The sequence below is a fragment of the Mesorhizobium sp. M0292 genome (assembly GCF_040321695.1).
In the GTDB taxonomy this organism is placed as follows: domain Bacteria; phylum Pseudomonadota; class Alphaproteobacteria; order Rhizobiales; family Rhizobiaceae; genus Mesorhizobium.
This window is the reverse complement of sequence record NZ_JAMYSB010000001.1, coordinates 364,397-383,343: the sequence shown is the minus strand read 5'-3', so window position 1 is coordinate 383,343 and position 18,947 is coordinate 364,397. Positions and strand designations below refer to the sequence as shown.

At 62.6% G+C, this 18,947-nt stretch carries 20 protein-coding genes; 8 read left to right on the top strand and 12 right to left on the bottom strand.

Annotated elements, in window-relative coordinates; genetic code table 11:
- Positions 1-182 precede the first annotated feature (182 nt).
- From NKI96_RS01950 to NKI96_RS01940, 3 genes are read left to right on the top strand one after another with little or no spacing between them, the layout of a single operon-like run.
- Positions 183-3,947 (top strand): vitamin B12-dependent ribonucleotide reductase, encoded by a 3,765-nt coding sequence (locus tag NKI96_RS01950; RefSeq protein ID WP_352802708.1) that lies wholly within the window; start codon positions 183-185, stop codon positions 3,945-3,947.
- A 6-nt stretch (positions 3,948-3,953) separates the two neighbouring features.
- Positions 3,954-4,154, top strand: a complete 201-nt coding sequence (locus tag NKI96_RS01945; protein ID WP_023669047.1) for a type II toxin-antitoxin system HicA family toxin — start codon at positions 3,954-3,956, stop codon at positions 4,152-4,154.
- A 4-nt stretch (positions 4,155-4,158) separates the two neighbouring features.
- On the top strand, positions 4,159-4,365 hold the full coding sequence (locus tag NKI96_RS01940) for a type II toxin-antitoxin system HicB family antitoxin (protein ID WP_023669048.1): 207 nt from the start codon (positions 4,159-4,161) through the stop codon (positions 4,363-4,365).
- Between the two features lie 23 nt (positions 4,366-4,388).
- Here the strand turns inward: NKI96_RS01940 and NKI96_RS01935 are convergent, their stop codons facing one another.
- The 3 genes from NKI96_RS01935 to NKI96_RS01925 are packed head-to-tail and all read right to left on the bottom strand — an operon-like array spanning position 4,389 to position 6,520.
- A complete protein-coding gene (locus tag NKI96_RS01935) occupies positions 4,389-4,994 on the bottom strand; it encodes a hypothetical protein (protein ID WP_352802705.1) in 606 nt (201 codons plus the stop codon).
- Between the two features lie 4 nt (positions 4,995-4,998).
- Positions 4,999-5,535: a hypothetical protein gene (locus NKI96_RS01930; RefSeq protein WP_352802702.1), complete on the bottom strand. Its 537-nt coding sequence runs from the start codon at positions 5,533-5,535 to the stop codon at positions 4,999-5,001.
- Between the two features lie 13 nt (positions 5,536-5,548).
- Positions 5,549-6,520 carry a DUF3592 domain-containing protein gene (locus NKI96_RS01925; protein WP_352802700.1) on the bottom strand — a complete coding sequence of 324 codons (972 nt, stop codon included), beginning with the start codon at positions 6,518-6,520 and terminating at the stop codon, positions 5,549-5,551.
- Between the two features lie 163 nt (positions 6,521-6,683).
- Between NKI96_RS01925 and NKI96_RS01920 the strand changes: the two genes are divergently transcribed.
- Positions 6,684-7,625, top strand: a complete 942-nt coding sequence (locus NKI96_RS01920) for a phosphoribosylaminoimidazolesuccinocarboxamide synthase (RefSeq protein ID WP_023739359.1) — start codon at positions 6,684-6,686, stop codon at positions 7,623-7,625.
- Positions 7,626-7,645: 20 nt separating this feature from the next.
- Here the strand turns inward: NKI96_RS01920 and NKI96_RS01915 are convergent, their stop codons facing one another.
- From NKI96_RS01915 to NKI96_RS01905, 3 genes are read right to left on the bottom strand one after another with little or no spacing between them, the layout of a single operon-like run.
- Positions 7,646-8,530 carry a DMT family transporter gene (locus NKI96_RS01915; RefSeq protein WP_023697600.1) on the bottom strand — a complete coding sequence of 295 codons (885 nt, stop codon included), beginning with the start codon at positions 8,528-8,530 and terminating at the stop codon, positions 7,646-7,648.
- On the bottom strand, positions 8,527-9,135 hold the full coding sequence (locus NKI96_RS01910; protein WP_352802697.1) for a class I SAM-dependent DNA methyltransferase: 609 nt from the start codon (positions 9,133-9,135) through the stop codon (positions 8,527-8,529). Before NKI96_RS01910 ends, NKI96_RS01915 begins: the two co-directional genes overlap by 4 nt.
- A gap of 28 nt (positions 9,136-9,163) precedes the next feature.
- Positions 9,164-9,337: a hypothetical protein gene (locus NKI96_RS01905; protein WP_196813891.1), complete on the bottom strand. Its 174-nt coding sequence runs from the start codon at positions 9,335-9,337 to the stop codon at positions 9,164-9,166.
- Between the two features lie 104 nt (positions 9,338-9,441).
- On the opposite strand from NKI96_RS01905, the gene NKI96_RS01900 reads away from it, so the two are divergent.
- Complete coding sequence (locus NKI96_RS01900; RefSeq protein WP_023669055.1) at positions 9,442-10,401, top strand: LysR family transcriptional regulator; 960 nt, start codon at positions 9,442-9,444, stop codon at positions 10,399-10,401.
- On the opposite strand, the gene NKI96_RS01895 is transcribed toward NKI96_RS01900, so the two are convergent.
- The 6 genes from NKI96_RS01895 to NKI96_RS01870 all read right to left on the bottom strand — a co-directional run bounded on the left by NKI96_RS01895 (position 10,391) and on the right by NKI96_RS01870 (position 14,689).
- Positions 10,391-10,897 carry a DUF2314 domain-containing protein gene (locus NKI96_RS01895; RefSeq protein ID WP_023669056.1) on the bottom strand — a complete coding sequence of 169 codons (507 nt, stop codon included), beginning with the start codon at positions 10,895-10,897 and terminating at the stop codon, positions 10,391-10,393. The two genes, NKI96_RS01900 and NKI96_RS01895, sit on opposite strands and share 11 nt — an antisense overlap.
- 152 nt (positions 10,898-11,049) lie before the next feature.
- Positions 11,050-12,114, bottom strand: coding sequence for a glycoside hydrolase family 25 protein (locus NKI96_RS01890; protein ID WP_023669057.1), 1,065 nt, complete (start codon positions 12,112-12,114; stop codon positions 11,050-11,052).
- 355 nt (positions 12,115-12,469) lie between these two features.
- Entirely contained in the window at positions 12,470-12,667 is a 198-nt protein-coding gene (locus tag NKI96_RS01885; protein ID WP_023711466.1) for a hypothetical protein, read from the bottom strand.
- Positions 12,668-12,783: 116 nt separating this feature from the next.
- The gene (locus tag NKI96_RS01880; RefSeq protein WP_023754395.1) at positions 12,784-13,182 is read right to left on the bottom strand and encodes a GFA family protein; all 399 of its coding nucleotides are present in this window, start codon (positions 13,180-13,182) and stop codon (positions 12,784-12,786) included.
- Between the two features lie 187 nt (positions 13,183-13,369).
- The gene (locus NKI96_RS01875) at positions 13,370-14,326 is read right to left on the bottom strand and encodes an alpha/beta fold hydrolase (protein ID WP_023756447.1); all 957 of its coding nucleotides are present in this window, start codon (positions 14,324-14,326) and stop codon (positions 13,370-13,372) included.
- Positions 14,327-14,440: 114 nt separating this feature from the next.
- Positions 14,441-14,689 (bottom strand): ParB N-terminal domain-containing protein, encoded by a 249-nt coding sequence (locus tag NKI96_RS01870; protein ID WP_352802693.1) that lies wholly within the window; start codon positions 14,687-14,689, stop codon positions 14,441-14,443.
- A 169-nt stretch (positions 14,690-14,858) separates the two neighbouring features.
- Between NKI96_RS01870 and NKI96_RS01865 the strand changes: the two genes are divergently transcribed.
- The 3 genes from NKI96_RS01865 to kce are packed head-to-tail and all read left to right on the top strand — an operon-like array spanning position 14,859 to position 18,817.
- A complete protein-coding gene (locus tag NKI96_RS01865; RefSeq protein ID WP_352802691.1) occupies positions 14,859-16,502 on the top strand; it encodes a N,N-dimethylformamidase beta subunit family domain-containing protein in 1,644 nt (547 codons plus the stop codon).
- A gap of 1 nt (position 16,503) precedes the next feature.
- On the top strand, positions 16,504-17,877 hold the full coding sequence (locus tag NKI96_RS01860) for an aminotransferase family protein (protein ID WP_352802688.1): 1,374 nt from the start codon (positions 16,504-16,506) through the stop codon (positions 17,875-17,877).
- Positions 17,878-17,887: 10 nt separating this feature from the next.
- Positions 17,888-18,817, top strand: coding sequence for a 3,5-dioxohexanoate:acetyl-CoA acetone transferase (gene kce, locus NKI96_RS01855; protein WP_352802685.1), 930 nt, complete (start codon positions 17,888-17,890; stop codon positions 18,815-18,817).
- Positions 18,818-18,947 lie beyond the last annotated feature (130 nt).

Below are 18,947 nucleotides of genomic sequence, written 5' to 3'. Positions count from 1 at the left end.
GCAGGGTTCGGCGCAGAGTTGGAACAGCTGCTTCGCAAGAAGTTCGACCAGCAAGGCGACGAAGACTGCCACAAGGAGAGCCGGTGTTTTCGAACGCCGGCAGACGGCGGACATGCGCGTTTCGCATTGGGGGCAGAAATCCCCGGGGAAAAGCGCTATATATAGACAAAGGGACCGGACCAATGCGCATCGAGCGTCGTTTCACCAAGCCAGGCCAATCAGCTTACGCGGAGATCGAATTCCGCAAGGCGCTTTCGGAGATCAAGAATCCGGACGGCTCGGTGGTGTTCCGCTTGGACAATATCGATGTGCCGGCGCAGTTCTCGCAGGTTGCCGCCGACATCCTGGCGCAGAAGTATTTCCGCAAGGCCGGCGTGCCCGCGCGCCTGAAGAAGGTCGAGGAGAACGACGTCCCCTCCTTCCTGTGGCGCTCCGTCGCCGACGAGGCCGAGCTTGCCAAGCTGCCGGAAGCCGAGCGCTACGGTTCCGAAATCGACGCCCGCCAGGTCTTCGACCGGCTGGCCGGCACCTGGACCTATTGGGGCTACAAGGGCGGCTACTTCAAGTCGGAAGAAGACGCGAGCGCCTTCCGCGACGAACTCGCCTATATGCTCGCCACCCAGCGCGTTGCGCCGAACTCGCCGCAATGGTTCAACACCGGCCTGCACTGGGCCTACGGCATCGATGGTCCGAGCCAGGGCCACTATTATGTCGACCCGTTTACCGGCAAGCTGACCAAGTCGAAGTCCTCCTACGAGCATCCGCAGCCACATGCCTGTTTCATCCAGGGCGTGCAGGACGATCTCGTCAACGAAGGCGGCATCATGGACCTGTGGGTGCGCGAAGCGCGCCTGTTCAAATACGGCTCGGGCACCGGCTCCAATTTCTCGATGCTGCGCGGCGAAGGCGAAAAGCTGTCGGGCGGCGGCCGTTCGTCCGGCCTGATGAGCTTCCTCAAGATCGGCGACCGCGCGGCGGGCGCCATCAAGTCGGGCGGCACCACGCGTCGTGCGGCCAAGATGGTCATTGTCGACGCCGACCATCCCGATATCGAGGAATTCATCGACTGGAAGGTCAATGAAGAGCAGAAGGTGGCGTCGCTGGTCACCGGCTCCAAGATCGTGAAAAAACATCTCGAAGCGATCATGAAGGCCTGCATCAACTGCGAAGGCCATGATGACGACTGCTTCGACCCGTCGATCAACACCGCGCTGAAGCGCGAGATCAAGGCGGCCAAGAAGTCGGCCGTGCCGGAGAACTACATCTACCGCGTCATCCAGTTCGCCAAGCAGGGCTACACCTCGATGTCGTTCAAGACCTACGACACCGACTGGGATTCCGATGCCTACCTCACCGTTTCCGGCCAGAACTCCAACAATTCGGTGTCGCTGAAGGACAATTTCCTGCGCGCCGTCGAGAACGATGCCGACTGGCACCTGACCGCCCGCAAGGACGGCAAGGTGCTGAAGACGCTGAAGGCACGCGACCTCTGGGAAAAGATCGGTTACGCCGCCTGGGCGTCCGCTGACCCGGGACTGCATTTCAACACGACGATGAACGACTGGCACACCTGCGCCTCCGCCGGTGCGATCCGGGCCTCGAACCCGTGCTCGGAATACATGTTCCTCGACGACACGGCCTGCAACCTCGCCTCGATCAATCTCCTGCCCTACCGCAATGCCGACGGCACGATCGACATCGCCGCTTATGAGCACACGGTGCGGCTGTGGACCGTCGTTCTGGAAATCTCGGTGATGATGGCGCAGTTCCCGTCGAAGGAGATCGCCAAGCAGTCCTATGAATACCGCACGCTCGGCCTCGGCTATGCCAACATTGGCGGCCTGCTGATGACGTCCGGCATTCCCTATGATTCCGACGAGGGCCGCGCCATCTGCGCAGCGCTCACCGCCATCATGACCGGCACTGCCTATGCCACCTCGGCCGAGATGGCCGGCGAGCTCGGCGCCTTCGCCGACTACGACCGCAATGCGCAGAACATGCTGCGCGTCATGCGCAACCATCGCCGTGCCGCCTATGGCGAAAAGCAGGGCTACGAGAAGCTCGCCGTCAATCCGGTGCCGCTGGTCGCGTCCGACCTGAAGCAGCAGGAACTGGCCGCGCACGCCAAGGCTGCCTGGGACCGCGCCATCGAACTCGGCGAGGAGCATGGCTACCGCAACGCGCAGGCGACCGTGATTGCGCCGACCGGCACGATCGGCCTGGTCATGGATTGCGATACCACCGGCATCGAGCCCGACTTCGCGCTGGTGAAGTTCAAGAAGCTTGCCGGCGGCGGCTACTTCAAGATCATCAACCGCGCCGTGCCGGAAGCGCTGCGCACGCTGGGCTATTCCGAGAGCCAGCTCGCCGAGATCGAGGCTTACGCTGTCGGCCACGGCAACATGAACCAGGCGCCGGCGGTCAACCCCGGCTCGCTCAAGGCGAAGGGCTTTACCGATGACAAGATCGCGGCGCTTAACGCAGCACTGAAGTCGGCCTTCGACATCAAGTTCGTCTTCAACCAGTGGACGCTGGGCGCCGACTGGGTGAAGGAGACGTTCGGCTTCACCGATGAGCAGCTCAACGACTTCTCGTTCGAGATGCTGCCGGCGCTGGGCTTCTCCAGGAAGGACATCGAGGCCGCCAACATCCATGTCTGCGGTGCGATGACGCTGGAAGGCGCGCCCTTCCTCAAGGCCGAGCATCTGGCGGTGTTCGACTGCGCCAGCCCGTGCGGCAAGATCGGCAAGCGCTCGCTGTCCATCAACAGCCATATCCAGATGATGGCGGCGGCACAGCCCTTCATCTCCGGCGCCATCTCCAAGACCATCAACATGCCCAACGATGCGACGGTGGAAGACGCCAAGGGCGCCTACATGCTGTCGTGGAAGCTGGCGCTGAAGGCCAACGCGCTCTACCGCGACGGCTCGAAGCTGTCGCAGCCGCTGAATTCGTCGCTGCTCGCTGACAGCGAGGATGACGAGGACGATGCGGTCGAGCAGTTGATCGCGGCGCCCGCTTCACAGCGTGCCGTGCAGGTCACCGAGAAGATCGTCGAGCGCGTCATCGAACGCCTCTACCGCGACCGCGAAAAATTGCCGAACCGCCGCAAGGGCTACACCCAGAAGGCAGTCGTCGGCGGCCATAAGGTCTACCTGCGCACGGGCGAATTCGATGACGGCCGCATCGGCGAGATCTTCATCGACATGCATAAGGAAGGCGCCGCTTTCCGGGCGATGATGAACAACTTCGCCATCGCCATCTCGCTTGGCCTGCAATATGGCGTGCCGCTCGAGGAATTTGTCGAGGCCTTCACCTTCACCAAATTCGAGCCGGCCGGCATGGTGCAGGGCAACGACGCGATCAAGAATGCGACGTCGATCCTTGACTATGTGTTCCGCGAGCTCGCCGTATCCTATCTCGGCCGTCACGACCTCGCCCATGTCGACCAGTCGGATTTCGACAAGACGGCACTCGGGCGCGGGATCAACGAAGGCAAGGCTACGCCGTTCTCGAAGGGCCTTACCCGCGGCGCGTCACCAGTGAAGTTGGTGTCGGGCTTAGGTGGCGAACCCAAGGGTTTTGCCGGATCGCCTGCCGCGGCCCCTGCCCGGGTCACTCCAACTGCGTTCTCAGGCTCCAACGTGTTGGCGCTTAAACCAGCAAGCGACGAAGCCATCGCCTACAAGCGCGACTATGAGGAGCGAGCCAAGGAACTGGTCGAAGATATTGTTTCCGAGGAGGCTGCCGACCCCACCGGGTTGTTCACCGACGAAGCAGCGAAAGAAGCGGCCGAGGCAAAGGCGCTTGCCTCCACACGGCGGCAGCAATCCTTGATGCAAGGCTACACCGGCAACGAATGCTCGGAATGCCACAACTTCACCATGGTACGGAACGGCACCTGCGAGAAGTGCGATACTTGTGGTTCGACGAGCGGGTGCAGCTGAGAACTCATGCCGCCTCGGCTTACAGTCCGCGAAGTCATTCGCCTGCTGGAGACCGACGGTTGGTATCTGGTTGCAACCAAGGGCAGCCATCGCCAATATAAGCACAAAACCAAAGCCGGCCGCGTCACCGTGGCCGGCAAACCGTCTGAAGAGGTTGCGCCAGGAACACTGAACAGCATCCTCAAGCAGTCCGGTTTGAAGGAGTGATTGTATGCGTTACGCGGTGGTGATTGAAAAAGCAGGCAACAATTTCTCTGCCTATGTGCCGGACCTACCCGGCTGCATCGCAACTGGTGCTACCGTGCCAGAAGTAGAAATCGAAATTCGCGACGCTATACGCTTTCACATCGAGGGCTTGCGCGCCGATGGGCTGGAGGTTCCCAAAGGAATCAGTCTCGCTGAATATGTAGAGGCATAAGCGGTAACCTTCAGGACAACCTCCTATCCCGGCACCCGCAGCGTCTGCTCGTCAAACAACGGCTCGTCCTGCCCCGCACGCACAAACAGCAGCTTGTGCCCCTCGCCCGCCGGCACCTCGAAGTACTGGATGCCGTCGGGCATTTCGCCCCAGTCGCCGCAGGGTGGTTCGGGAACGTCATCACTCACCACCGCTTTCAGCTCTTTGGCATAGGCAGCATCGGGGCTGAATGTGTAGCGTTTGACGCCGGCGGGCACGGTGCCCTCGGTGTAGGGCGTCAGCACGCAGCGGGCGCTGACTGATTTGTCGGTCTTTTCCAGCAACAGGCGCAACACCGCGGCCTCGGCGGTTTCGCCTGATTTGATGTCGAACACCTCGACCAGCGGATCGGGCGCGCCGCCATCGCTGTATTTGATGGCGAGCGCGTTGCCGACGAATTCGAAGTGGATCTGGCGAAAACCGAAATCGCAGCGCTGCACCCAGGCGGCCAAACCGACCGTCTTGTCGGCCAGTTTCTCCCAGACGCATTTGTCGATCGGCGGGCGCGATGGCGCCAGCTCGTCCGCCCGCGCTGCGGCTGATATCGTCGCCGAGGCAAACAGCGTGCAGATCCAGACAATCAGTCTCATGGCGCTATTCATCGCTGCATCCTGTCAATGTGAAGGCGTCCCACGCCGAGCCGTCCGGATTGGCATTGGCGAAATCGGCAAATTCGGTGAAGGCCGCGCCGAAATCGGGCAGCAACAGCCCTTTCGGCGCCGGTGTCGCTTCGCGCGAATTCAGCTGCTCGGCGCCGCCTCCGGTCAAGGCATAGACCTGGCCCATCCATATCCGGCACATGCCGCTGCCGTCCTCCAGCCCCGCTTCGCGGTCGTCGTCGGTGCAGGCGTGGCGGATGGTGCCGAGCGGAAACGAATTTTTGCCATTGGTCCAGGTGATGTCGGCCGGCAAGCGCGTGTCGGTGTTGGGCACGGTCACCGAAAACGCTTCGGCCGTCAGTGCCGCCGGCTCATTGTTCAGCGGCCGGAATTGCATCACCGCGCCCGAACGCGCCTCGCGGTAGGTGGCATGGCTGAGCAGACATTCCTTTGCGCTCGCTGCCTGCACGGCGTCGAGCAGAGCCAGGCAAACGACGGCCAGCCTGCGGACGATCATTGGATGTCTTGTCATGAAAGTGGGCGCCTCAGATAAAACCGACCAGCCAAGCCGCGCCGCCCAGAAACGCGGCCGAACAGACCCACAGCAGCCAAAGCCCGCGCACCCTGCATTCGAGCACTGCCGAGGCGGGGTTGGCTGGGTCGTAATGCACGTCGACCTTGCCGCCCTCGGCATAGCTGCGCGCCTGGCCGCTGATTAAGCCGGGCATTGAAGCGGTGACCGTGGCGCCGAAGGTTACGCGATCGGAGGTGTAGCGCTGGCCGGCGACGCCGTAGCTGTAAACGATGCGGGATTTGAAGACGGTGCTCCAGCGTCGATGGCCGCTGTAGTTTCGCAGCGCCTGCAGGCCGGAGGAGTCAATGCGGCCGGCGGCGACCGGCCATTTTGCCGCCTGCTCGGCAAGCGACTTCTGGACGAAGGCCACGCGCAGGATCATCAGGCCCATGAACAGCAGCAGCGCTCCGGCGCCGAGGTTCTGCGGCTTGGGCAGGTGCGGCCGGATCGCCTCCAGCACGCCACCGAGCGAAAACACCAGCACCACCGTGCCGATCACCAGCCCGGCCGAGAGCTTGACCATGAACTTGAAGGCGCCGTCCGGCAGGGTGCGTTCGATCACGGCCTTGCCAGGATCGGCCGGATTGTAGAAGACGGTCACTTCAGCGCCGGTGGGAAACTGCGCCAGGGTTTCGGTGACTTCGAAATTCCCCAGATTCTCCTTCACGCTGTAGCGCGAGCTTTGAAATTTCTTTTTACCGACCTTGTATTCGAAGGTGATCGCCGGAAAATTGCGCATCTCGGTGGTGTCGCTGCTGTCCGAGCCGACGCCCGACCTTCTGACGTCACGCGCCTCGACGCGCGACGAGATGATCTTGCCCGGCGCCGGCAGCCAGTGGCTCATCGCCTGCACCTCGCGCCATTTGACGAAAGTGATGAACGACAGACCGCCCGCGATCGCGCAGGCAAATCCGACAATCAGAAATTTGAGCTCTACGTCCACCGCGTCCCCCAGGAGTGTCGGAAGCTGCGAATAGATAGCACGGCGAAGGCAATGTCTTGATTATTCGCGAAGGACGAACCGCCCTTCCTCGGGTATCGAAGCCCCCTCAACTTTGTTAAGAGTCGCCCAAACTGTTAGGAGCCATGAGACCAGGATGACAGCACTGCGCGTTCTCTCGGATGCCTTCATTCCGGAACTCCCGAACCACTACAAAGGCAAGGTCCGCGAGAATTACGATCTGCCGGATGGCCGCCGCATCATCATCGCCACCGACCGGCTGAGCGCCTTCGATGTGATCCTGACCGCAATACCGCTCAAGGGAGAGCTGCTGACGCAGACGGCGCGCTACTGGTTCGAGGAAACGGCGGATATCTGCCCCAACCATGTGCTCGATTATCCCGACCCCAATGTCGTCGTCGGCACCAGGCTCGACATTCTGCCGGTGGAAATCGTCGTTCGCGACTATCTCGCCGGCACCACCAGCACTTCGGTGCTGACGAAATACAAGAACGGCGAACGCGATATGTACGGCATCCGCCTGCCGGACGGATTGCGCGACAATGAGAAGCTGCCGCAGGCCATCATCACGCCGACCAGCAAGGCGCTCGATGGCGGCCATGACGAGCCCTTGACGCGTGACGAGATCCTGACGCGCGGCCTGTTGTCGGAAGAGCAATGGGACACCGTCTCGCGCTATGCGCTGGCGCTGTTTGCGCGCGGCAAGGCGCTGGCCGCCAAACGCGGCCTGATCCTGGTCGACACCAAGTACGAGTTCGGCACGGACAAGGATGGCGCCATCATCCTTGCCGATGAAATCCATACGCCCGACTCAAGCCGCTACTGGCTTGCGGCAAGCTATGAAGAGCGTTTCAAGGCAGGCGAGCGGCCGCAAAGCTTCGACAAGGATTTTATTCGCGCCTGGGTGACCGCGCGCTGCGATCCCTACAAGGATCGTATTCCGAAAATCCCCGCCGAGCTCATCGAGCAGACATCGCGGGTTTACACGCAGGCCTTTGAGACCATCACCGGCAAGACCTTCACCGCCGATATCTCGGGAAAGACGGTGCTGGACCGCATTCGCGAGAACCTGCGACCTTATTTCTGACGGCGGCTGGCGGCCGCCGGTCAACTTGCCGAGGTCGCGGACACGGACGGTTCTGGCGGAGCGCGCCACGTGCCGAGATATGATCCGCACAGGATGAGCGCGAAAGCCGCGACAATGCCGATATCGAGCGGCTCCGAAAGGACGAGCACGCCGGCTGCCACGGAGACGGCGGGCGCCACATAGGTGATGACGACCGCCCGTTCGGGGCCGATCTCCCGCACCAGCAGGAAATAGGTGGCGAAGGCAATCGCCGTGCAAAACACGCCAAGACCGAGGATTGCGCCAACCACCGTTGTCGACGGCATGGCCGCCGGCCAGGCCAACGCCGCCGGCACCGCGTAGATCAGCGCGGCCCCTGCCAGACAGACTGCCGTCAGCGAGGTTGCCGGCACATCGTTCAGCCAGCGCGACGCGATGATCGAACCCGAGGCATAGCAGGCCGCGGCCATGAGAATCTCGACGACCGCGAGAAATCCGCCACCCAAGGTCGGCAGCGCCAGCACGAAGACACCGGCAAAACCGAGGAAAAGGCCGGTCCAGCGGCGTATCCCCAGCCGCTCATCCGAGCCCATCAGCTTTGAGAGCGCGACGGTTACGGCCGGCGTCATGGCAATCAGCAGTCCGGCGGTGGAACTGTCGATGCTGACTTCGCCATGGGTGATCAGCCCCCATGGCAGGATCATCTCGACCAGACAGAATGCGGCGACCGCCCGCCAATGTGTCTTCAGCCATCCGAAACTGCGCTGGACAAGGACGAAGGGCAGCAGCGCGAGCGCGCCGACGGCTGTTCGGGCAAAGACCAGGAAGGGCACCGACACCTCGGCAACCGCCAGCTTGATCAACAAATAGGGAATGCCCCACAGGAGGCTGAGCAGCACGAACAAAAACAGTCCGCGGCGCGTCATGACGGCCTCACAGCGAGGAAGGTGGTCCACTCTTCGCGATCGCGGCCGAAGTTGAATTCGTCTCCGACAAGGACCAGCCCGGCATTTTCGAGTCGGGCAGCGAAGTCGTCCCTGCGCCAGTAGACCGTATGATATTCGCCGCCCTTCTCGCCATCGCCAATGCGCATCGAGACGAGGAAGGCGCCGCCCGGCCGCAGCGACCCGGCAATCTTGGCAAGCACCTGGTCGGCCTGCTCGCGCGGCACGTGGATCAGGACGCACAATGCGAGCACCGCGTCGTAGGGGCCGCCGAGATCGTCGGTGATGAGATCGAGAAACTCACCATGCTTGCCGCGCGCGGCCTGCAACTCGAGAAACCGCTTCGTTGCGTCGGTGCGCCGAACCTGGACACCGAGCCCTTCGACGAAGTCCGCATCGTATCCGGGTCCCGAACCGACTTCAAGAATCCGGCCACCTTTGCCGGCGATCTTCACCAGGCGCTTCAGCCATTTCTGTTCTCTTTGGTTCGGAACGTGCCGCACCAGAGCGTCGTAGCGTTCGGCATAGTCCTCATAGGCGTTGATCGTTTGTCGGCTCTTCGCCAGATCCTCGGATAACACAGTCATCTTTCCCTCCCCTGGTCAAAGAGCTTGCTTAGCCAATGGTGCCGGGAGGCACGCGTCCGTCAAGCATGCCGATATCCCTGAGGAAATGATCCGACAGCGAGCGGCGGTCGAGCAGGCCGTGCTTGCGAGGTCTGAACGGCGCGGTGAAGAGGTCGAGCATCGGCCGGCGAAGCGTGTTGTAGAGAGCGATGGTGGTGGTCATTGCCGTATCCTCCAGGGTTTGATCCGATGAATGCAGCATGCCGTTTTCCGGGCTTGGTTTCCAATCGAACGTCGCGTAGTATGCATCAGCAGGATTGATGCGCCATGAGCTGGGAACTGCCACCATTAGGAGCCATCAGGGTCTTTGAAGCCGCGGCCCGGCTGGGCAGTTTCACCAAGGCAGCCGAAGAACTCGGCATGACCCAATCAGCTGCCAGCTATCAGATAAAGGTGCTGGAAGAACGTGCCGGAACGCCGCTTTTCATAAGAAAAACAAGGCAGATCGCGCTGACCGAGGCCGGACAGCAGCTGGCGCCGCACGCAACAGGCGCGTTCTCGACCCTGGCCGACGCATGGGTCGCCACCAAGGGTGGAGCGACCGGCGTGCTGTCGGTGACGACCATGGAAACCTTCGCATCGAACTGGCTGGCCGTATGGCTTGGAACATTCCAGCTGATGCATCCCGATCTTGCCGTGAAGGTGAATACATCGCACGGGCTGGTCGATTTCACGCGCGGCGACATGGATGTCGGCATTCGCACCGGCAGTGGAAAATGGCCGGGCCTGACGGCTCACTATCTGTTCAAGGCGGACTATACGCCGATGCTCAGCCCGAGACTCGCCGAAAGCGTCGGCGGCATCCACCGCCCCGAGGATCTCTACCAAGTGCCGCTATGCTGTGCCGACGATCCCTGGTGGGAAATCTGGTTCAAGGCTGCCGGCGTGCCGTTCGAGCCCGATCGCGTCATCGCTGGCCCGAAGCTGGGTACGCAGGCCTATGATGCGATGGCGGCGCTGACCGACAAGGGCGCCGCGATCCTCACCAGAAACCTTTACAGCGCCCTGTTGGAAAAGGGCCAGTTGATACAGCCATTCGGCGTGCTTGGATCGGACGGCGACGGCTATTGGCTGGTGCATCTGGAGAGCCGCCGCAACGCGCCCAAAATCAAGGTGTTTCGCGACTGGGTGCTGGCGCAGACGGCAGAGATACGCGAACGCGAAAAGCGCGACAGCCCTCTAGGCACCGCGATAAAACTCGCCCCCGCCTCAACCCTCAGTCCTTGAAGGTCAACCCGTATCTTGCAACCTGTTCCTTCGGCATATCCGCAAGCGCCTGGCGCGTGGTGTAGCCGCCATAGATCACCTTGCCGTTCTTGATCATCCAGTCCTCGACGTCGGCCTCGGTCACCGTCATCCTGTCGCCCATCTTGTACTTGTTGCCATTGACCGGGACGTCGGCGAGCAGGCCGATATAGGAGCCGTCGCTGTAGCCGACCAGCTGCAGCCAGATATGCTCGGTGGCGCCGTTCTGGGTCAGCGGGAATTTTACCGTGTAGGTGCCGGGTGTGCCGGCGTCCATCAATTCGTGGAAGCGCTTGAGGGTCGAGCGGCCGCTGTCCTTGGCGGCCTGCATCGCCTTGTCCTCGGTGGAATAGGACACGACGTTCTGCTTCGACTCGGCCAGCGAAGTGCCACTTCCGCCCGGCATGTGGCCGAGCGAGCTGAAAAACCCGTAGCCGACAGCGGCGGCAAGAGCGACAGCCACAACTGGATTGCGCATGGACCCCTCCGAAACCCGATCACGGGCACGTTACCGGAAGGCTGTTGCGATACCGCTAAAGGACACAGTGAGCGGATCGTTAGCGAGACGCTGAAAATTCAACCCAAGCCGCAGCGGCAGGCAGCGCAGGCGCACCGGCACCGGCCTGACGTTCAGTCGGCGTCGGCGACGGTCGTCTGCCCGCCTGCCCATGCCCACCAGGCGCGCTCGTCGCCATGGAAGACGTTGAGGTCGATGCGGCCGGTCACGCCGTGCGACAGGCCGGAGCCGGAGTACTGCCAGAACAGCCATTTGCGGCCGGGATAGACTTTTGAGGGATGCCGCGCCACGGCGCGCAGCCAGAACGGATAATCGAGAAACGCACCCTTGAGATTGTCGCGATAGAAATCCGGTGCGGTGTAGATGATGGGCCGCTGGCCGTAATGGCGCTCCAGCTTGTCCATGAACACCTTCATCTTTTCCAGCACGGTGGCCCGCGAAGGCTGCCGCTTGCAGGAGGATTCGCCGTTCCATTCGACATCGATCACCGGCGGCAGCGCGCCTTCGACCCTTGGCACATTGCGGATGAACCAGTCCGCCTGCTCGCCGGCGGTGCGGCACCAGTAGAAGAAGTGATAGGCGCCGCGCTTCAGCCCGGCGGCATCGGCATTGCGCCAGTTCTTCATGAACATCGGGTCGAGATGGTCGCCGCCATCGGTCGCCTTGATATAGGCGAAGTTGGCGCCCTGGGCACGCAGCTTGCCCCAGTTGACATTGCCCTGCCAGCGCGAGACGTCGACGCCGTGGACGGCAAGGTAGCGTGGCGAAGCCTTGCCGAAATTGATCGGCTTGGCGTCGCGGAAACCGTAGCGGGTGACCGGCGAGGCCAGCATGGCCGGCGCCGCGCGCGTCAACCGCTTCGGCGCAGACATCAGAGCGGCGGGCTCGAGCTGTGGTCTGGTGCTCCCCTGCGGCGTGCCCGCGACGATGGCCTCTTCTTCCTCGACCATGGAAAAGGGCGGCGCATTGTCGGCCACAGCGTTGTCGGCCACCATGTCGGACCGCATCGGCGCGAGGTCGGCGGTCTCCGCCGGAGCCGCTGTGACCGGCGCGCTCGGACGCACGACCGAACTGGTCGTCTCGTTCGACGGCTGCAAGCCATCGACGCCCGCTGTGGACGAACAGCCGGCAAGCCACAGCGATGCCAACATGAAACTGACGACGCCTGAAATCCGCATCTGGACCTGTACGCAAAACACAACAGACCGAAGGCAAACAGACGCCGCCGGACAAACCGGCCTCGATTACTAACGAGAAATTACCAACAAAGTTTGAATCAAGTTGTTAGGAATTGGCCGGGGTATGTTCGGCGGCCATAACCTACCTTCGTCATTCTAGGGCGAAGCAGTCGCGAAGCGACGTCGGGCAGACCCTGGAATCCATGCCGTTGCATCCATGGCATGAAGACGGTTCAAGATTGAGTTTGGGCGAAATGGGTCGAGCAAGGAAGCCATTCTCGACCGCGACATACTTCGGCCGACGTCACGGCGTGGATCCTCGGGTCAAGCCCGAGGACGACGAAGGATCATAGCCTTACCTTCCCAGCCATTGCTGCAAACAAGTCTTGGCCACCACATGCGCCGGCGGCACCGATGGTTCGTCGGCGGCCGGGCGGCGGGCACGTTCGAGCAGCAGGCGAACCTGTTCGGGGCGCACGCGGTCACGCTCCATCACGAGGAGGACCATCGGATCGCTCAAAAGCTCGTCCAGGGTGCTGATTCTGTCGCTCATCGGTCGTCTCCTCGATACCGGCCCGCAGACGATAGATAGGCAGGCAATCATGGCCCGCCAATGACGCTTTGCCGGCTATGTCGTGGTTTCGGGATTAATTTCCGGTAAGGCCGGCGTCAATTCGGAGGCGGCGCGCCTTCATGGTGCGGCAGGCCGTCATCGAGCTGCAGCCAGGGCTGCTTCGAGGCGGTCCACATATGCATTTCCGGCTTGAACAGCGAGGGATCGTCGAGCGAGCCGGTGGTGATGCCGACGATGCCGGCGGAGTCGCGTCGGGAAAACAGCGTGGTGCCGCAAGCGGCGCAAAAGCCGCGCTTGAGGTCCGGAGAGGTGTTGACCGTCGCCACCTCTCCCTCGACCGTGACATCGTCGATGCGAAACAAAAGGCGGGCGTTGAACGCCGCGCCTATGACCTTCTGGCAGCACCGGCAGTGGCAGACGCGCTGGTTGAGCGGCGCCGCCTCAGTGCCGTAGCGCACTGCCCCGCAATGGCATCCGCCCTGGTATTTCGTCATCATTCGAACTCATCACACTGAAGGTCTCTTGATGATATCGACAGGTACCTTTCGGTCAATTGAAAAGCCCTGATGGCGCCATCGATTGCGCCGATAGGACCAATGGCTGCGCCAAGGCTCCGTAGCTTCGCAGGCACAAAAAAGCCGACCGCCTCTTCGAGACGGCCGGCATGTATTTTCAGGCAAGCTATTTCGTTTCGCTGAGGACTTCGTCCCAGGTCTTCACCTTGGTTTCGCCATTGAGGAAGGGCAGTGCCGCGGCCGTCAGCTCCGGTGCGAAGAAGACGTCGTAGTGGGTGCGATTGGGAATGATGGCCAGCCGGTTCTGCGACAGGTTCTCACGCATCCAGCCGGCATCCTTCAGCCCGCCGCCGATCATCTGGTAGAACCTGATCTCGTGCTCGGGCTTGTACATGTCGCTGTCGCCATAGGCCAGCATGACTGGCATCTTCAGCTTCGCCACATCGGCGGAATAGTCGTAATCCTTGCGCATGAAATTGCCCAGCGCATCGAGCAGTTTAGGGAAATCGTCGGGACGTGGGGCGACGGCGACGTAGGATTTGTACATCGGCGTGTCCTTCATGAAATCGGCGGCGGCCGCGCTCACCTGCGCCTGCTGGCCGCGCATCTCGTCATAGAAGCCATTGGCGGCGAAGCCGGTCGAGACCAGGACCAGCCGGCGCACCGTCTCGGGATGCTGAACGGCCATGCGGAAGGCGACGCCGCCGCCCAGCGAATAGCCAAGCACGTCGACCTTGTCATAGCCGAGCGCCTTGACGATACCAGCCATGTCGTCGCCCATCCCCTCCAGGCTGAAGGGTCGCTCGCCGAGCGCGGTGCGGCCATGGCCCTGCAGGTCGACGGCAATGATGGTGCGGTTTTCCGCCAGCTTCGGCAGCAGCGGCGCGAACATGTCCGACGTGCCAAGGCCGCCATGCAGCAGAAGCAGCGGTTCGCCCTTGCCATAGACGGCATAGTAGTAATTCAGGCCGTCGATCGGCAGCAAGCCGGACTTTTCCGGCTTCGGCATGGCTGTTGCCTCGGTGGTCATGGCGGGCTTGGTCTCCTCTGCATTGGCTGGGCCGGGCGCTGCAAACAAGGCAGCGACCGAGGCAAGAATGGCGAAATAGATTCGTCTGGACATGTCGGTCTCCTCAGGTTCCCCCCAAGGACGAGCGAGCACGCCGCGTGCCGACATGCCCTGCGAAAAATCCGCGGAAGAATGACCGGTTTGGCTGTTGTCGATCGGTCGCGCGCCTCAGTGGCGCTTGGCCTGCACCAGATAGGCGTCGATCTCGGTCTCGCCGAGCCATTTGGCGGCTTCCAGCCGGTGCAGGCCCTCGACCAGGATGTGGCGCTTGCCGTCATGGCGAACCTGGATCGGCGTCTTCATGCCGTTTTCCAGTATGTCTTCGGCCAGATGCCGGACCGTTTCGGGATGCAGCGTCTTCTTGCGCGCCGTCGGCACGTAGATTTCGTCGACCTTGACCTTCTGCATTCTCAGCATACCGGCTCCCGAGGCGGAAAATGCCGCCTCGCCTGAGATAGTCGGTTTGCCGGGTGCGGCCAAGAGCGGCCAAGCAATTGTGTCGTATGCAATTGCTGGCCCGATCGTTTCCATTTGACGCTTGGCCGGCAGATGGCCGAAATGGCGGCCTGTCACTTTTCCGGTGTTCATGACCCAACTGCCGACCGAATTTCCCGATTTCGGACTGACGCCCGAGCAGCGCCGCGAGGCAGTGCGCGGCCATTACTATGAATGGCCGGGAATGGACGGCGAGCGCGGCGAGATCTGGTGTTATTCCAACCGCTTTTCCTACCGCGCCGGCGAGACCGTGACGCTGCATGTCAGTTCGACAGTGCCGCGCTTCAGCATTGTCATTGTCCGCGACGGCGGCAGCGAGACAAAAGTCTTCGAGCAAACGGGGCTTTCGGCGCGCTGGCAGGATACGCCCGACCAGTGCTCGGTCGAAGGCTGCGGCTGGGAGGCGTCTTTCGAATTTCGCATCGGCAACGATTGGCCATCCGGCGCCTATCGGCTGACGCTGACGGCGGACGGGCGCGACGGCAAAGCTATCCTTTGCCACCACCTCATCATCGTCGCGCTCCTGCCCGGCAGCAAACCCGGTCGCGTGCTGCAGGTGGCGGCGACCGGCACCTGGCTGTCCTACAACACATGGGGCGGCTCCAACGCCTATCAGGGCATCACCGGCCCGGGCCGCGACCAGTATGCGCGCATGGTGTCGACGCAGCGGCCTTGGTGCCGTGGCTTCGTGGTGTTGCCCAAGGACGCGCCGCGCGTGCCGCTGGAGGTTGCCGTGCCGCCGAAAACAGTGCCGCGCTATCCGCACATGGAATGGGCGTACGCCACGGGACATTCGAAGAAATACACCTCCTCGGGCTGGGCGAGCTATGACAGCCACTTCTTCCGCTTTGCCGAGCGCGCCGGCTATGGCGTCGATCTCGCCAGCCAGCACGATTTGCACTTCTCGCCCGAAATCCTCGATGGCTATGACTGTGTGGTCTTCGTCGGCCATGACGAGTACTGGACCTGGGAGATGCGGGACGCCGTCGACAGCTACGTCGAGCGCGGCGGCCATGCGGCGCGCTTTGCCGGCAATTTCATGTGGCAGACAAGGCTCGAGGACGAAGGCCGGCGGCAGGTCTGCTACAAATACCGGGCGCGCGCCGAAGACCCAGCCTACTTCCGAGGCGGCGACGTCACCCGCGCCACCAACTCCTGGGAAGCGCCTGAGATCGGTCGTCCCGGCGCAATGACGTTCGGCCTCAACGCGACGCGCGGCGTCTATGCCGGCTGGGGCGGATGCGCACCGCGCGGCGTGCGGGGCTTTCCGGTCTATCGGCCCGAGCACTGGGCCTTTGCCGGCACCGGCATGTATTATGGCGACCTGCTCGGCGCCGACAGCCATGTCTATGGCTATGAGGTCGACGGGCTCGATTTCGAGATCCGCGGCGGCCTGCCCTATCCGACACCGGACAGCGGTGCGCCTGACGGGCTGCAGGTGCTGGCCGTCGGCATGGCGAGCCAGGTCGAGGAAAGCGCCGACATCCCGATCGAGGACCAGTTTCTCACCGACGAGGATGGCCGCTTTACGGCCGAAACGCTGTTTGGCGAGGCGACCGACGCCAATCTGGAAAAGGTCAAACGCGGCAACGGCATGATCGTCAATTTCCCGCGCGGCAAGGGCGAGGTTTTTCACGCCGGAAGCTGCGAATGGGTCGCCGGCCTGCTCAGGCAGGACCCGATGGTCGAGCGCGTGACCAGGAATGTAATCGATCGCTACCTCGGAAAGACCTGACATGCAGAAGCCCTCCTCCGCCGGTTCAGAAGCGCGCGCGCCCTCGCACCTGTTCTACCTCTCCAGCCTGCGCCGGCCGCTGATCGACCGCGCCGAAGGCATTTATATGTGGACGCAGGACGGCCGCCGCTTCATCGACGGATCGAGCGGACCGATGGTCGCCAATATCGGCCATTCCAACCGCAACGTGCTGGACGCCATGAAGCGGCAGATGGACCGCGCCACCTTCGCCTACCGCCTGCATTTCGAAAACGAGCCGGCGGAAGAACTGGCGCGGGAGCTCGCCGGCAAACTGCCGGAGGGCATGGACCGAATCTTCTTCGTCTCCGGCGGTTCGGAGGCGACGGAATCCTGCATCAAGCTGGCGCGGCAATGGGCGGTCGCGACCGGCCAGCCGAAGCGCTGGAAGGTTATCACGCGTTTTCCCTCCTATCATGGCGGCACGCTGGGTTCGCTTTCGATAACCGGCGACGATGCGCTGGCCGAAACGTTCACACCGATGATGCGGGTGATGCCGACCGTGCCGGCGCCGACGGCATGGCGCGACCGCGACAATCTTTCGATGGAGCAGCGCGGCGTCCGTTATGCCGACATGCTGGAGGAGAAGATCCAGGCCGAGGGCCCGGACAGCGTGCTCGCCTTCATCATGGAGCCGATCGGCGGTGCGGCGACTTCGGCCCTCGTCGCACCGGACAGCTATTATCCGCGTATACGCGAGATCTGCGACCGCTACGGCATCCTGCTCATCCATGATGAAGTGATGAGCGGCGCCGGCCGCACCGGAAAATTCCTTGGCGGCGACCATTGGAACTGCAAGCCCGACATCGTCGCGCTGTCGAAGGGGCTTGGCTCCGGCTATGCGCCGCTCGGCGCGCTGGCCGCCCCGATGCGGCTGGTCGAGCCGCTGCTGGCGTCGGGCGGCTTCCAGCATGGCCACACCTATGCTGGCAATCCGCTCGCCTGCGCGGCCGGGCTCGCCGTGCTCGGCGAGATGGACCGCCTCGACCTGATCGCCAATGCCGCCGCGATGGGCGACGTGCTGATGGACGGGCTGAAAGGGCTGGCGAAGCGTTTTCCGTTCATCGCCGATGTCCGAGGCAAAGGCCTGCTCACCGGCGCCGAGATGGTTGCCGATCCCGAAACTCTACGGCCGATCGAACAGGGCAAGAAAGCCACGCAGCGCCTGCTCGACCTCGCCTACGAGCGCGGGCTGATCATCTACGGCCGCAGGGTCAAGGGCGGTGTCGACAGCGACAATTTCATGGTGGCGCCGCCGATGATCGTCACGGCTGAAGAGGTCGGGGAGATCATTTCCATCATCGGCGATTCGCTGGAAGTTCTGGCCGCCGAACTCGACCTGCCGGTCGAAGGCTGAGGGCTAAAGAATGGCGCCGAGGAAAGTCATCATCACCTGCGCGGTCACTGGCTCGGTGCACACCCCGTCCATGTCGCCCTATCTGCCGGTGACGCCGGACCAGATCGCGACCGACGCCATCGCGGCGGCCGAGGCTGGCGCCTCAATCCTGCATCTCCACGCCCGCGATCCCAAAGACGGCCGGCCGACCGCCGATCCTGAGGTGTTCATGCAGTTCCTGCCGCGCATCAAGCAAGCGACCGATGCGGTGATCAACATCACCACCGGCGGTTCGTCGCTGATGACGCTCGACCAGCGGCTGGCGGCACCACTGCGGGCCGAGCCGGAAATGTGCTCGCTCAACATGGGCTCGATGAATTTCGCGCTGTTCCCGATGCTCGACAAGCCAAGGGAGTGGCAGCACGAGTGGGAACCAAAGCTGCTCGAAGCCACGCGCGACACCGTCTTCAAGAACACCTTTGCCGATATGGAAGGCGTGCTCGAAAGGCTCGGCAACGGCTGCGGCACGCGCTTTGAGTTCGAATGCTACGATGTCGGCCATCTCTATTCGCTGGCGCATTTTCGCGACCGCGGGCTGGTGTCGGGGCCGCTGTTCATCCAGTTCGTGCTCGGTATTCTCGGCGGCATCGGCGCCGATCCCGACAATCTCATCCATATGAAGCGCATCGCCGACAAGCTGTTCGGCGACAGCTACCAGTTCTCGGTGCTCGCCGCCGGCCGCCATCAGATGCCCCTGATCTCGATCGCGGCGGCGATGGGCGGCAATGTCCGCGTCGGGCTGGAGGACAGTCTCTACGATGGACGGCAATTGGCGAAATCCAATGCCGATCAGGTGCGCAGGATACGCGCCATTCTCGACGGGTTGTCGCTGGAAGTCGCAACGCCGACCGAGGCGCGCGAGATGCTGGCGCTGAAGGGTGGCGATAGGGTGGCGTTTTGAGATGATTGATCTGCGATGATGGCGTTCTGGCACACCCCCCTCTGGCCTGCCGGCCATCTCCCCCTCAAGGGGGGAGATCGGATGTCACTGCGGCCTTCGCCAATCTCAATCGTTGCAAAATGGATGGCAG